This is a genomic window from Gilliamella sp. B2887 (assembly GCF_026537015.1).
Classification (GTDB): Bacteria; Pseudomonadota; Gammaproteobacteria; order Enterobacterales; family Orbaceae; genus Gilliamella.
On sequence record NZ_JAFNMX010000003.1, the window covers coordinates 152,750 to 167,100 of the forward strand.

14 protein-coding genes are annotated in these 14,351 nt (G+C 33.7%); 11 read left to right on the top strand and 3 right to left on the bottom strand.

What is annotated here, in order from left to right:
• Window positions 1–2: 2 nt before the first annotated feature.
• A complete protein-coding gene (gene narX / locus J3U13_RS04130; protein WP_267340329.1) occupies window positions 3–1,811 on the bottom strand; it encodes a nitrate/nitrite two-component system sensor histidine kinase NarX in 1,809 nt (602 codons plus the stop codon).
• Between the two features lie 227 nt (window positions 1,812–2,038).
• Here narX and rplU point away from each other — a divergent pair, with 227 nt between their 5' ends.
• The 4 genes from rplU (at window position 2,039) to cgtA (ending at window position 4,834) form a co-directional block, all read left to right on the top strand.
• Window positions 2,039–2,347: a 50S ribosomal protein L21 gene (gene rplU, locus J3U13_RS04135; RefSeq protein WP_267340331.1), complete on the top strand. Its 309-nt coding sequence runs from the start codon at window positions 2,039–2,041 to the stop codon at window positions 2,345–2,347.
• A 15-nt stretch (window positions 2,348–2,362) separates the two neighbouring features.
• Window positions 2,363–2,623, top strand: coding sequence for a 50S ribosomal protein L27 (rpmA, locus tag J3U13_RS04140; RefSeq protein ID WP_025314437.1), 261 nt, complete (start codon window positions 2,363–2,365; stop codon window positions 2,621–2,623).
• 86 nt (window positions 2,624–2,709) lie between these two features.
• Window positions 2,710–3,687, top strand: a complete 978-nt coding sequence (locus J3U13_RS04145) for a DMT family transporter (protein WP_267340332.1) — start codon at window positions 2,710–2,712, stop codon at window positions 3,685–3,687.
• Window positions 3,674–4,834, top strand: coding sequence for an Obg family GTPase CgtA (cgtA, locus tag J3U13_RS04150; RefSeq protein WP_267340333.1), 1,161 nt, complete (start codon window positions 3,674–3,676; stop codon window positions 4,832–4,834). The genes J3U13_RS04145 and cgtA overlap by 14 nt, the downstream gene beginning before the upstream one ends.
• A gap of 620 nt (window positions 4,835–5,454) precedes the next feature.
• On the opposite strand, the gene smrB is transcribed toward cgtA, so the two are convergent.
• Window positions 5,455–5,997 carry an endonuclease SmrB gene (gene smrB, locus J3U13_RS04155; protein ID WP_267340335.1) on the bottom strand — a complete coding sequence of 181 codons (543 nt, stop codon included), beginning with the start codon at window positions 5,995–5,997 and terminating at the stop codon, window positions 5,455–5,457.
• A 6-nt stretch (window positions 5,998–6,003) separates the two neighbouring features.
• Window positions 6,004–6,642 carry an endonuclease III gene (nth, locus tag J3U13_RS04160; protein WP_267340336.1) on the bottom strand — a complete coding sequence of 213 codons (639 nt, stop codon included), beginning with the start codon at window positions 6,640–6,642 and terminating at the stop codon, window positions 6,004–6,006.
• A 262-nt stretch (window positions 6,643–6,904) separates the two neighbouring features.
• Here nth and putP point away from each other — a divergent pair, with 262 nt between their 5' ends.
• The 7 genes from putP (at window position 6,905) to J3U13_RS04195 (ending at window position 14,324) form a co-directional block, all read left to right on the top strand.
• Entirely contained in the window at window positions 6,905–8,398 is a 1,494-nt protein-coding gene (putP, locus tag J3U13_RS04165) for a sodium/proline symporter PutP (protein ID WP_416380253.1), read from the top strand.
• Window positions 8,399–8,453: 55 nt separating this feature from the next.
• On the top strand, window positions 8,454–9,725 hold the full coding sequence (gene tyrS, locus J3U13_RS04170; protein ID WP_267340338.1) for a tyrosine--tRNA ligase: 1,272 nt from the start codon (window positions 8,454–8,456) through the stop codon (window positions 9,723–9,725).
• 4 nt (window positions 9,726–9,729) lie between these two features.
• Window positions 9,730–10,596, top strand: coding sequence for a pyridoxal kinase PdxY (gene pdxY / locus J3U13_RS04175; RefSeq protein ID WP_267340339.1), 867 nt, complete (start codon window positions 9,730–9,732; stop codon window positions 10,594–10,596).
• A 58-nt stretch (window positions 10,597–10,654) separates the two neighbouring features.
• On the top strand, window positions 10,655–11,089 hold the full coding sequence (locus J3U13_RS04180; RefSeq protein WP_267340341.1) for a helix-turn-helix domain-containing protein: 435 nt from the start codon (window positions 10,655–10,657) through the stop codon (window positions 11,087–11,089).
• 86 nt (window positions 11,090–11,175) lie between these two features.
• A complete protein-coding gene (gene ispG, locus J3U13_RS04185; protein ID WP_267340342.1) occupies window positions 11,176–12,285 on the top strand; it encodes a flavodoxin-dependent (E)-4-hydroxy-3-methylbut-2-enyl-diphosphate synthase in 1,110 nt (369 codons plus the stop codon).
• Between the two features lie 24 nt (window positions 12,286–12,309).
• Window positions 12,310–13,587 (top strand): histidine--tRNA ligase, encoded by a 1,278-nt coding sequence (gene hisS / locus J3U13_RS04190; protein ID WP_267340344.1) that lies wholly within the window; start codon window positions 12,310–12,312, stop codon window positions 13,585–13,587.
• A 23-nt stretch (window positions 13,588–13,610) separates the two neighbouring features.
• Window positions 13,611–14,324, top strand: a complete 714-nt coding sequence (locus J3U13_RS04195; protein WP_267340345.1) for a YfgM family protein — start codon at window positions 13,611–13,613, stop codon at window positions 14,322–14,324.
• Window positions 14,325–14,351: the final 27 nt, after the last annotated feature.

Here is a 14,351-nt window from a genome sequence, read left to right on the forward strand (position 1 = left end):
GGTTAATCTTCTACTATTTTTAATGGAATGGCTTTCATAGCTTTAAATGTTACCACAATTTGTGTTCCTTTATTGGGTTTACTATCAATAATTAGATTACCATTTAATATCTCAATTCTATCTCGCATAATAATAAGACCATAATGGTGATCTTGTTTAATTTGATTTTGAAAGCCTATCCCATTGTCTTTTATATTTAGTGTAATAATTTGATTATTATCCATTTCTAATTTTATTATTACACAGGAAGCTTTTGCATGTTTATATACGTTATTCAGTGCTTCACGAATAAACTGTAATAAATGAAAAGCATATTTGCTATTAATGATATTTAAAGGCAATTGATATTCAAGTTGAATATTGAATTTTAATTTGTCATTAAACTCTTCTACTAACTCGATTAAGCTTGCATAAAATCCTGTTTGATTTAGACGTAAACGAAAAGAGGTAATTAACTCTCTTAGTTGAGAGTAAGTAACATTCACTTCTTTGCGCATAGTCGTGAGTAGATCAGCGCTGGTTGGTGAATTCAAGTCAGATTGCATCTGTAAGCAACTGAGATAAATTTTTAAACAAGATAGCGATTGGGCTATCGAATCATGAAGTTCGCGCGCCATTGCCGAACGCTCTTTCATTAACAAATATTGTTTTTGCTTTTCAATTTGTCTATCAAGCATAATTGCTGTGGTCATTTGTTCAATTAATCCAGTAATTAGATTTTCTTGCTCAATGCTTAATGTGATGTTAGATGGTTGAATAGCAAATAAAACGCCATATTTTTCACCATTTTCTTGAAGATACCAAAGGCGTTGAATCCCATTTTTTTGATAGATTTTTGAGGGAGTTAAACAAGCATTACATTTGGGATTAAGACAATAGGGTAATTTTTGTTGGTTATCATAACTGATTTGTTGATAATGTTCTGGATTATTAGATTCATAAAAACGAATTTGAAATTGAGTTAGGGGTACCAATTCTTCTAATTCTCGTAGTATTTTAAGAAAACGCTCACATAGTGGTTCTGAAGTATGCAGTTGCTTGGTTGCATAATATTGAAATAAAATAATTTGATTGGTCTTTTGTAATTCAGAAGTTTTTTCGGTAACGCGCTGTTCAAGTAATAAATATTGTGATTCAATTTGTTCTGACATTTTATTAAAAGCTAACCCAAGTAAATCAAATTCATTCTTTTTTTTCTGAATATTAAAACGTTCGCTGAAGTTATGCTTTGAAATGGCTTCTGCCATATCAATGAGTTTTTGCCATGGAACTAAAATGTAGCGGCGTAAATAGTAAATTTGGATAATTAAGGAAATTATAATGATGACAATAAATACTAATTGTAACTGAAAAATATAATGGATTTGCTTTTCCGTTTTTAGATCAATTTTGTGTACCAAGTTATTAGTGAGATCAACATAGTTATCTATATCATTTTTTACTTCATCACTTTTTTGGGCTTGTTGTATTTTTGGTACTATATTCCTCATCCACTCATATTTTAATTGGTTGAATTCATTGGTTAAGCCATAATGCTCAAATAGTTGTAAACATTGTTTTGAGGAAGATAAATCTACAAAAATATTAAGACGATTATGATCATTTTGGTGCACTGGAATAATTGTCAAAAGTTGATAACTCTTCATTCTAAGTAGCCCTAATTGATTAATCATATAAGCACTACCTTTAGTATCATTGGCGATTCTAATTGATAGTGATAGTGCTACTAATGCAATACTGCCTAAAATGAACATAAGTAGTGTTAAGCGACTAGTAATAGAGGCATTGTAGCCAACTTTTCTTCCTGACATATTGAAACTCTATAGGATTGCAAATATTTCAAATAAATAATAATTTATAATTATTGTAACGTGAAAACAGTATACCTCAGATCTTTTTTGTAACTTTTTGCGATCTTTTACTAAACAGCGCTTGCAACAAGAATAAATTTTGCGTAAAATTCACGCCCTATAAGATTAATCATACAGACATCTATGTTCAATCAAATAATCGTCTGTTTTTTATTGCGGAGTTAAGTATGTACGCAGTTTTCCAAAGTGGTGGTAAGCAACACCGAGTTAGCGAAGGACAAGTCATTCGCTTGGAAAAAATTGAAGTCGAAACAGGTGCGGAAGTTGTTTTCGATAAAGTTTTAATGGTAGCAAATGGTGAAGACATCAAAGTTGGTGCTCCGTTTGTTGAAGGTGCAACAATTAAAGCAGAGATTGTTGAACATGGTCGCGGCGATAAAGTGAAGATTGTTAAATTCCGTCGTCGTAAACATTATCGTAAACAACAAGGTCACCGTCAGTGGTTTACTGATGTGAAGATCACTGCAATCGCTTAATAGGAGTATCGAACAATGGCACATAAGAAGGCAGGTGGTTCATCACGTAATGGTCGTGATTCCCAGAGTAAACGTTTAGGTGTTAAACGTTATGGTTCTCAAGAAGTTCTTGCTGGTAATATTCTAGTTCGTCAACGTGGAACTCAATTCCACCCAGGCACTAACGTAGGTTGTGGTCGTGATCATACTCTATTTGCCTTGATTGATGGACAAGTAAAATTTGAAGTTAAAGGGCCTAAAAACCGTCGTTATGTTAGTGTAATTGCTAACAGTTAATTAAAAACGGTTTGGAAGTTATAGAAGCCTCACAGTTATTGTGGGGCTTTTTTCATTTCTTGAAATTCTTATAAATTAGTTGCAATATGATAAAACAGCAAAATGTAAAATTAGGTTTTGCGTTGGCCATATTAACTGCGGTGATGTGGGGCGTTGTGCCGATTGCAATGAAATATGCGTTAGTCGTTATTGACCCATTAACTTTAGCATGGTCACGACTTTCTATTTCGGCAATTGGTATTACTATTTGGCTTGCATTTAAAAAACAATTTCCAAATTTAGCCATTTTTAAAAAACGTCGTCGTTTTATTTTGTTGATGGTTGCAGGTTTTGGTTTATTAGGTAATTTTGCATTATTTGCTACAGCAGTGCAGTATCTTAGTGCTACAACAGCTCAAGTTGTTGGTCAAATGGGTATTGTAATATTTATGATTTCAAGTGCATTTATTTTTAAAGAAAGGTTAAGAACAACGCAAATTATTGGTATAACAATATTGTTGATTGGATTAGGGCTATTTTTTAATAAAAATATTGTTGATCTTTTTGCTAATATGTCTACTTATGGCATTGGCGTATGGCTCGCTTTACTTGCTTCGGTTTCATGGGCAGGTTATGCGCTGGCTCAAAAAGTTTTATTGCAAAAATTACGTGCGGAACAGTTACTTTGGTTAATTTACCTTATTTGTGCTGTCTTTTTATGGCCTTTTGCATCACCGAGTATTATAGCTAATGCCGACGGTACACAATTGTTTGCTATCATATTTTGTGGTTTAAATACCATTATTGCTTATGGTGCATTAGTGATGGCCATGGAACGCTGGCAAGCAGCACAAGTTAGCGCTATAACAACTTTAACGCCATTATTTGCACTAATCTTTTCCGATTTGTTTGCGTTAATTTGGCCAGAAAAATTTGCTATGCAATATTTAAATATTTTAGGTTATATTGGTGCAATATCTGTTGTTGCAGGTGCTATGTTTGCAACTATTGGACACCATATTTGGCATCCAAGAAAAGGTTGGCTAATTAACCGGAAAAAGGGGAAGAATAATGAAATTTGTTGATGAAGCTTCAATCCGAGTAGAGGCCGGTGATGGTGGAAATGGTTGTGTGGGTTTTCGTCGAGAAAAATATATACCCAAAGGCGGTCCTGATGGTGGAGACGGCGGCGATGGAGGTGATGTATTTTTTATTGCCGATGAAAATTTAAACACATTGGTTGATTTTCAATTTGAAAAAAATTATCGCGCAGAACGCGGACAAAACGGTCAAGGTTCAGATTGTACAGGTAAACGAGGCAAAGATATTACTGTTAAAGTACCAGTAGGAACACGTATTACCGATAAATACACTGGTGAAATTATCGGTGATTTAACACACCACCAACAAAAAGTATTAGTTGCTAAAGGTGGATTCCATGGTTTGGGTAATGCCCGTTTTAAATCATCTGTAAACCGCGCGCCAAGACAAAAAACCGATGGAACTCCAGGTGAAAAGCGTGATGTGCTTTTGGAATTATTGTTACTTGCTGATGTGGGAATGTTAGGTTTACCAAATGCGGGTAAATCAACCTTTATTCGTTCAGTTTCTGCCGCTAAACCAAAAGTTGCTGATTATCCATTTACAACTTTAGTTCCAAGTTTGGGTGTAGTAAGAATGGATAATGAACAAAGTTTTGTTGTTGCTGACATTCCAGGTTTAATTGAAGGCGCATCAGATGGAGCCGGTCTTGGTATTCGTTTTTTAAAACATCTTGAACGTTGCCGTGTATTAGTTCATTTGGTTGATATTGCTCCCATAGATGGATCTGATCCTATTGAAAATGCAAAAGTAATCATCCAGGAATTACATCAGTATAGTGAAAAATTAGCCAATAAACCACGTTGGTTAGTATTTAATAAAATGGACGTGTTGGGTGCTGAAGAGAGTGCTAAACGTGCAGGAGAAATTGCTAAAGCACTTGATTGGCAAGACAAATTTTATGTTATTTCTGCAGTTAAACATGAAGGAGTAAAAGCTCTTTGTTGGGATTTGATGGAATACATGAATGCTCATCCGCGTGAAGCTGAACAAGAAGAATCATCAGCTGAAAAAGTAGAATTTATGTGGGATGATTATCACCAACAAGTAATAGATGAAGCTTTTGATGATGATTTTGATGATTGGGACGAAAGTGATGAAGAGGGTATTGAATTCATTTATCAAAAATAAGAAAGTTTGTACTCTATTCTACATTCTATCAAATTTAGCTACTTTATAAAATTATCTATTACAAGTAGAGGCAACCGCCTCTACTCATTTCGTTTCTTTTTTATTTGGTTGGATATTAATCTTTTTTTAAAATAATGTATGGAAAATTTATTTTTAAAAAAGTCCAAAAAAACGCTTGCTTTTAATAATGAGAATCATTATCATTAATTTGTGCTTTATTAGAACTCTGAAAGATTTCTAATAAAGTATGACATTGCTCACATTGCTTCCAATGTTTGCCAGCTTGGCTTATCTAGGCTGGCTTTTTTGCTTTCATAATATTAAATTATATTTGTTATCGTATATTGATATTGAATTTCTATTTCTAAGACACATTTTCAATATAAAGTATTCATACCTTATTATTCAATTTTAATTATTTTTAAAATATTCATATACGTTATATGACAGTAATTAATCATCGTTATAATTCTTGTGAATAATATATGATGAATCTCTACATAATTTATTGTTACTCATTAGTAATATACTTATACAACTGTAAATATTGCAAGTAGAGCATTAGTGATAAAAATTTGGCGAGATTTTGATATATATTCAAATGTTTTAATTGGCAATGATTAATTATTTGCTAATTCATCATTGATATCTAATAAAATAAGTAACGCAGCATTGCCCCCAAATTCTTTTGGTGCTTGATGAAAGCAAAGAATTTTTGGGTGCTGTGCAAGCCACATTGGTGTTTGTTTTTTTAATATGTTTTTTCCATGTCCATACATAATACATGCACAAGGATTTTTTTCTCGCAAACAAGCTGCAATAAGCGCGGCTATCTCTTTTTTGGCTTCTTGTTGTGTTAAGCCATGTAAATCTAAAAAAAATTCAGGCTCATAAAAACCGCGTCGTAATTTTTTAACTTCGTTAGGATCAGCATTTTTTCTACTATATCGAATGGGATCTTCTTGTAATAGTGGTTGATAATCGTCAGAAAAATAAAATTCAGCATTAATTTTTTCATATTGCTGTTTTTGGATTTCTATTACTTTTTGTGAACGCTTTTGTGGTTTGTGTAGCACAGTATCTTGTTTTAACTTTTTGGCATCTCCAAAGCTATTTTTAAATAAGTTGATATCATCTTGGGTTAATTTATATTTATCTAGCATTATTTTTTACTCAGGGTAAATTTTTTCTTTAAATTCACACAGATCTTCAATTACACATGCACCACATCTAGGTTTTCTGGCAATACAAGTATAACGACCGTGTAGAATTAACCAGTGGTGGCAATTAATTTTATATTTTTCCGGTACAACTTTTAATAATTTTTCTTCAACAGCTTCTACTGTTTTACCTGGTGCGAAACCTGTTCTATTACTGACACGAAAGATATGGGTATCAACCGCAATTGTTGGCCAACCAAAAGCAGTATTTAATACTACATTTGCAGTTTTTCGGCCAACACCAGGCAATGCAATAAGTGAATCAAAGTTTTCTGGTACTTGACCTTGATATTTATCCACTAATATTTTACATGTTTTTATGATGTTTTCCGCTTTGCTATTATAAAGACCAATTGTGCGAATAAAGTCTTTTAATTTATCAACGCCAAGCGCTAAAATTTGTTCAGCAGTATTGGCAACAGAAAACAATGGTTTTGTTGCTTTATTGACACTAATATCAGTAGCTTGAGCTGAAAGTACAACCGCAATAAGTAATTCAAAAGGAGTCTTGTATACAAGCTCCGTTGTTGGATCTTTAATGTGTTCTTTCAGTCTTTCTAAAATTTGAATTCGAGTTAATTGTTTCACAAAATAGTTATATCTAAAAGTAATTTACCGTTTATTATATACTTTAATTTAGGGTTTATCTGTAAGTTAAATTGAGTTTTTAAATAGCCCATACCTATGAAAGAAACATAGCTATTATTATATAAGTTGAATATTCTTAATGTTAGCATTAAGTTATCTTTTATTTCTTGCTTACAGATATCCATAAATAGCCTGCTTTTTAGCATAAGCTTTTTATGATAAGCTAGCCAACTATTTTTAATTTCATTTTACAGGGTATATTATAAAAATGTCGTTACCAATGATTGTCACCTTTGCTGTGTACATTTTAGGAATGATTGCAATTGGTTTTTTTGCGTTTTGCGCAACACAAAACTTTGGTGATTATATATTAGGTGGACGTCGTATCGGTAGCGTGGTGACAGCACTTTCTGCTGGAGCTTCTGACATGAGTGGTTGGTTGTTGATGGGACTTCCTGGTGCTGTTTTTTTATTTGGTATTTCACAAAGCTGGATTGCAATTGGTTTAATAATTGGTGCATATCTTAATTGGTTACTGATTGCTGGGAGACTGCGTGTTTTTACCGAAATTAACCATAACTCTTTAACTTTACCCGATTACTTTGCTCGTCGATTTGATGATAAAAGCTCATTACTTCGTATTATTTCAGCTATCATTATTCTTATTTTCTTTACTATTTATTGCGCTTCCGGTGTTGTTGCGGGAGCGAAATTGTTTGAAAGTACATTTGGTATGAGTTATGGGTGGGCTATGTTAGCCGGTGCTGGAGCAACGATAGCTTACACATTTATTGGTGGATTTTTAGCAGTAAGTTGGACTGACACGATTCAAGCTAGTTTAATGATGTTTGCACTTATTTTAACGCCAATCATGGTTATGATAAACTCAGGTGGATTTACTGATGCAATGAATTATATTGAGTCGCTTAATCCTAATTACATTAATTTATTTGCTCATATGGATTTTGTCGCTATTATTTCACTATTGGGATGGGGGCTTGGATATTTTGGGCAACCTCATATTTTAGCTAGATTTATGGCTGCAGACTCCCATGATGTGATGAAAAATGCTCGTAGAATTAGTATGACATGGATGCTTTTATGCTTAGGAGGCGCAATTACTGTTGGTTTTTTTGGTATTGCGTTTTTTGCCCATCATCCTGATTTATCTTATCTGATCAATAATGGTAAACATGAGCGTATTTTTATTGAATTGTCAAAATTACTCTTCAATCCTTGGATTGCAGGTGTTTTGCTGGCAGCTATTTTAGCTGCGGTTATGAGTACTCTAAGTTGCCAGTTATTAGTTTGTTCAAGTGCATTAACAGAAGATTTTTATCGTGCATTTTTTAGACCGAAAGCAAAACAAAAAGAGCTTGTTTGGGTAGGGCGTATAATGGTACTAATTGTATCAATTATCGCAATATTATTAGCAATTAATCCAAATAACAGTGTACTTGATTTGGTCAGTCACGCATGGGCTGGTTTTGGTGCAGCATTTGGACCTATTATTGTATTTTCTGTTTTTTGGTCACGTATGACACGTAATGGTGCATTAGCTGGTATGATAATTGGTGCAGTAACTGTATTGCTTTGGATTAATTTTAATTGGTTTAATCTTTATTCGCTTATTCCTGGATTTTTATTTGCCTCTATTGGTATTATGATTTTTAGTCTTTTTGATAAAAAACCTAATGAAATAGTGGAAGATCATTTTAAACAAGCGTATAAACGTTATCATAACAAGACACAATAGATTATTATTTAAATAATAAAATATAAATCGTAAAAAAATTAATAGGTAGAATATTATGACAAAAAATGTGATCAAACAACTACAAGAGCGAGGACTTATTGCTCAGCTTACTGACGAAAAAGCACTGATAGAACTCATTGAACACAATTCTATTGCGCTTTATTGTGGTTTTGATCCAACCGCCGATAGCCTACATTTAGGGCATTTAGTGCCGTTACTTTGTTTAAAGCGCTTTCAGTTAGCAGGTCATAAACCTGTTGCTTTAGTTGGTGGTGCAACAGGATTAATTGGTGATCCTAGTTTTAAAGCTGTTGAGCGTAAACTTAATACTCAAGAAACAGTTGTTGAATGGAGTGAAAAAATAAAACAACAAGTTTCACCATTTTTAGATTTTGATTGTGGTGAAAAATCGGCTATTGTTGCCAATAATTACGATTGGTTTGGTTGCATGAATGTGCTGACATTTTTACGTGATATTGGTAAATACTTCTCGGTTAATGCTATGATTAATAAAGAATCTGTAAAACAACGTATTGACCGCGATGAAGTTGGGATCTCGTTTACAGAATTTTCTTATAGTTTATTACAGTCGTATGATTTTGCATGTTTAAATAAATCTCATAATGTTGTTTTACAAATTGGAGGATCTGATCAGTGGGGTAATATTACCGGTGGTATAGATTTAACACGTCGTTTACATCAAAAACAAGTTTATGGTTTGACTGTACCGTTGATCACAAAATCAGATGGTACTAAATTTGGTAAAACGGAAAGTGGTGCAGTATGGCTTGATCCTAAAAAGACCAGTCCATATAAATTTTATCAATTCTGGATTAATACTGCTGATGCTGATGTTTATCGATTTTTAAAATTCTTTACATTTATGCCATTAAATGAAATTGATGCATTAGAGGAAGAAGATAAAAATAGTGGTGTTGCACCTCGTGCTCAATATGTTCTTGCCGAGGAGGTTACTCGTCTCGTACATGGTGAAGAAGGACTAAATGCAGCTAAACGAATTACTGAAAGCTTATTTTCTGGACGATTAAGTGACCTATCTGAAGCAGATTTAGAACAACTTGCCCAAGATGGTATGCCAACCCTTGTTGTTGAAAGTGACGTTGATTTACAACAAGCAATTGTCAATGCCCAATTTGCACCATCACGAGGACAAGCTAGAACCATGATTGAATCGAATGCTATTTCAATTAATGGTGAACGTAATACAACAACTGATTATCGTTTTTCAGAGAGCGATAAACTTTTTAATCGCTATACTTTACTTCGCCGCGGTAAAAAATATTATTGCTTATTAATTTGGAGCTAATTCCATGAAAAGTATTTTATCGATTCAGTCACATGTGGTTTTTGGTCATGCGGGAAATAGTGCGGCAGTGTTTCCTATGCGTCGAATAGGTGTAAATGTTTGGCCTCTAAATACAGTTCAATTTTCTAATCATACTCAATATCATAAGTGGACTGGAACGGTAATGCCTGCATCTCATTTGATTGAGATTGTTGATGGAATTAATGCTATTAATGAATTAAAGCATTGCGATGCAGTACTAAGTGGCTATATGGGATCACCAGAACAAGGTGATGCCATTATTCAGATTGTTAAAAAAGCAAAAGCCGTTAATCCAAATGCTATTTATTTTTGTGATCCAGTAATGGGGCATCCTGAAAAAGGTTGCTCTGTTGCTCCAGGAGTATCTGCATTTTTATGTAATACTGCTTTATCTATGGCAGATATTATGGCACCAAATATACTTGAGCTAGAAGAGCTCAACGGAAAACAGCCTATCAATAATGTTGATGAGGCCGTATTAGCTTGCCGAACCATATGTAAAAAAGGACCAAAAGCTATTTTGGTTAAGCATCTAAGCCGAGCAGGATATCATAATGATCGTTTTGAAATGTTACTCGTGACTCAAAATGAAGCATGGCATATAAGTAGACCGTTAGTTGATTTTGGTATAAGACAACCGGTTGGTGTTGGTGACATGACCAGTGGATTATTTTTAGCTAATATTTTACTTGGGAAATCATTGATAGAAGCTTTAGAACATACTACTGCTGCGGTGTATGCTGTTATGCTTGAAACTTTAAAACAAAAAGAATATGAACTACAATTGGTGGCTGCACAAGATGAAATAGCAAAGCCAACTCAGTGGTTTAGTGCGAAAAAAATTGATTAATTATCAAAATATGTAAAAATGAGACATCTTTCGGGATTATTATAGACATGAGGGGATAATGGATAACGTTTCATTAGGAGGAAAGCTAGCCTATTTAAGAGAGCAAATGGGATTTACTCAAGATGATATTGCCAATAAGATTCATGTCCGTAAAGCGATAATTGATGATATTGAAAAAGAACAATTGATTCGCACTTCTTTCGTTTTTGTTAGAGGATATATCCGTTCTTATTCTGAACTTGTGGGATTATCTGCTGATGAATATCAACCTTATCTTAATGAATTATCCCACCATTACCAATCCTATGAAATGAAAAGTTATTCACAAAAATATAAAAAAAGATATGGAAAAAAAATATTTTTTATGATTGTTTTAGTTTTTTTGTGTGCATTTGGTATTACCCTATATTATGTTAATAAAGAAAATAAAAGCAATCTTGTGGAAGTTAGTCATTATATTTCACCATCACTATCTAAACATGTTAATAGTTAGCAAATTTTCTTATTCTTATACAGACTTTTGCTTTAAATCTTGTTAAGATTGCTGGCTAGTTATTTTGTAATATAATTAGGCATGTTATGAGTCATCAAGATTCACCTATTATTAGACGAGAATCTACCCAAATTTATGTCGGCAATGTTCCTATTGGTGGAGGGGCACCAATTGCTGTTCAATCGATGACAAATACTCGTACAACAGATGTAGAAAAAACTGTAGCTCAAATTCAAGCTCTTGAACGTGTTGGAGTCGATATTGTTCGTGTCTCTATTCCCACAATGGATGCGGCTGAAGCGTTTAAATTTATTAAACAGCAAGCAAAAGTTCCACTTATTGCTGATATTCATTTTGATTATCGTATAGCTTTGAAAGTTGCTGAGTATGGTGTGGATTGTTTAAGGATAAATCCTGGTAATATAGGCAACGAATCAAGAATACGTGCGGTTGTTGATTGCGCTAAAGATAAAAATATTCCAATTCGCATTGGGGTTAATTCAGGTTCATTAGAAAAAGATATTCAAGAAAAATATAGGGAACCAACTCCACAAGCAATTGTTGAGTCAGCTATGCGTCATGTTGATATACTTGACAGACTTGACTTTGAACAGTTTAAAGTCAGTGTAAAAGCCTCAGATGTTTTTACGGCTGTTGATGCTTATCGATTGTTAGCTAAGCAAATTAAGCAGCCACTACATTTAGGTATCACTGAAGCCGGTGGAGTTCGTAGTGGTGCTATTAAATCGGCTATAGGATTGGGATTATTATTATCAGAAGGCATTGGTGACACCTTACGTGTGTCATTAGCTGCAGACCCCACAGAAGAAGTGAAAGTAGGATTTGATATTCTAAAATCACTGCGTATACGGGCTCGAGGCATTAATTTTATTGCATGCCCTACATGTTCTCGTCAGGAATTTGATGTGATAAATACGGTAAATATATTGGAACAAAGATTAGAAGATATTATTACACCCATGGATGTCTCAATTATTGGTTGTGTGGTTAATGGTCCAGGAGAAGCATTAGCTTCAACCATGGGGGTTGCTGGAGGCCATAATAAAAGTGGTTTTTATGAAGATGGTGTTCGAATAGGCCGTATTGATAATGAACAAATGATCGACGAATTAGAAGCTAAAATCCGAGCTAAAGCATTATTGTTGAAAAATAAAATTTCAACAACTGAATTATAATTTTAAAAGAAAGCGAATAAACAAATGACAGAGAAAAAAATTCAATCAATACGAGGAATGAACGATTTACTTCCAACAGATAGTGCAAGTTGGCAGCAGATTGAAAAAGTCGTTAAAGGTGTATTAAATAGCTATGGTTATAACGAAATTAGAACACCTATTGTTGAAGATACTGCACTTTTTAAAAGGGCGGTAGGTGAAGTTACAGACATCGTTGAAAAAGAAATGTACACATTCAATGATCGTAATAATGAGAGCATTACTCTGCGTCCTGAAATTACAGCAGGTTGTGTTCGTGCGGGCATTGAACATGGTCTTTTTTATAACCAAGAACAACGACTTTGGTATTTAGGACCTGCTTTTCGTTACGAAAAACCTCAAAAGGGGCGTTATCGCCAATTCCATCAATTTGGTGTTGAGGTCTTTGGGCTTGAAGGGCCAAGTATTGATGCAGAACTTATTTTATTAACGGCGCGTTTTTGGAAGGCGCTTGGTATTGAACAGCATACTTCTCTTGAACTTAATTCAATTGGTTCTCTTGACGCTCGAGCAAATTATCGTAATGCTTTAGTGAACTTCCTTGAACAACACAAAGATAAATTGGATGAAGACTGTTTACGTAGAATGTATACTAATCCATTAAGAGTTCTTGATTCTAAGAATCCTGTTGTACAAGATTTGCTAGATGAAGCTCCAAAACTGTTTGATTATTTAGATGAAGAATCTAAACAGCACTTTGACGGTTTGTGTCGCTTATTGGATAATGCTGGTATCAAATACAATATTAATCAACGATTAGTCCGTGGATTAGATTATTATAATCGCACAGTTTTTGAATGGGTAACAAGTAGTTTAGGAGCACAAGGTACCGTTTGTGGAGGTGGTCGTTATGATAGTCTTGTTAGCCAATTAGGAGGACAATCTACACCTGCTGTTGGTTTTGCTATGGGTGTTGAGCGTTTAGTTTTATTAGTTCAAGCGGTCAATCCGTCATTAAATTTTGATAATTCTATTGATATTTATATGATTTCGTCAGGTGATGAAAAGACAATCTCTGCAGCACAATGCATAGCCGAACAATTACGGGATGGATTACCTGAAAAGCGCATTGTCACCAATTATGGTTCCAGCAATTTTAAGAAACAATTTGCCAAGGCAGATAAGTTAGGTGCTAAAATAGCGATTATTATTGGAGAAAACGAGATAGAAAACCAAACAGTAACCATTAAAAATTTACTAAGCGGTGAACAAGTTGAAGTTGCGAATACAGATATTGTTCAAACTTGTTTGGCTATACTATAAATAAAGGATAATAGGAGAAAAAAGTGAGTCATCAATTAACGCCTGAGGAACAATTTTCAGAAATTAAAGAATTTCTTGCTAAAACATGGAAAATTATTGTTGCAGTTATCGTAATTGGTTTATTAGCTTTTTATGGATGGCGTTATTGGCAATCTTATAAAGTAGATAAATCAATTGAATCATCAGAAAGATATGAACAATTAATAGCGAAATTAGATAATACTAATCCCGATTCTGTCGGAGAATTAGTCGCTTTTGCTAAAAACGATGATACTATTTATAGTGTATTTGCTAGCTTTAATGCGGCGAAATTTTATGTAGAAGTATTAAAAGATTATAAAGGAGCTCAAGTTTTACTGACTGACTCTTTGAAGAAAACTGATGCAGAACCAGTTAAAGCAATCGCATATATTCGAATAGCTCGTTTACAATATCAGCAAGAACAATATCAAGAAAGTTTAACTTCATTAAGTAAGATATCAGAAAAAAGTTGGATGACAATTGTAAATGATATTCGTGGCGATAACTTCGTGAAGATGGACCGTTATAGTGATGCGGTAGATGCATATAACCTTGCACTGACCTCATCAACAACTAATGAGTTAAAAACAAATATAAAAATGAAATTAAACGAAGCAGAATATTTAAAAGCTAAACAGGATGAACAAGCAATAAAAGATAAGGAAAAACAAGAGTCACAAGGGAACAAAGCAGCAACTGAAGAAAGTAAAAATTAATTTATCCTGCTATAAGGGTCATATAAT

Coding starts and splice junctions, on each gene's coding strand:
- J3U13_RS04180 (WP_267340341.1), top strand. CDS start 10,655: ATGGATAACGTTTCATTAGGAGGAAAGCTAGCCTATTTAAGAGAGCAA.
- pdxY (WP_267340339.1), top strand. CDS start 9,730: ATGAAAAGTATTTTATCGATTCAGTCACATGTGGTTTTTGGTCATGCG.
- smrB (WP_267340335.1), bottom strand. CDS start 5,997: ATGCTAGATAAATATAAATTAACCCAAGATGATATCAACTTATTTAAA.
- hisS (WP_267340344.1), top strand. CDS start 12,310: ATGACAGAGAAAAAAATTCAATCAATACGAGGAATGAACGATTTACTT.
- ispG (WP_267340342.1), top strand. CDS start 11,176: ATGAGTCATCAAGATTCACCTATTATTAGACGAGAATCTACCCAAATT.
- rplU (WP_267340331.1), top strand. CDS start 2,039: ATGTACGCAGTTTTCCAAAGTGGTGGTAAGCAACACCGAGTTAGCGAA.
- rpmA (WP_025314437.1), top strand. CDS start 2,363: ATGGCACATAAGAAGGCAGGTGGTTCATCACGTAATGGTCGTGATTCC.
- tyrS (WP_267340338.1), top strand. CDS start 8,454: ATGACAAAAAATGTGATCAAACAACTACAAGAGCGAGGACTTATTGCT.
- J3U13_RS04145 (WP_267340332.1), top strand. CDS start 2,710: ATGATAAAACAGCAAAATGTAAAATTAGGTTTTGCGTTGGCCATATTA.
- cgtA (WP_267340333.1), top strand. CDS start 3,674: ATGAAATTTGTTGATGAAGCTTCAATCCGAGTAGAGGCCGGTGATGGT.
- narX (WP_267340329.1), bottom strand. CDS start 1,811: ATGTCAGGAAGAAAAGTTGGCTACAATGCCTCTATTACTAGTCGCTTA.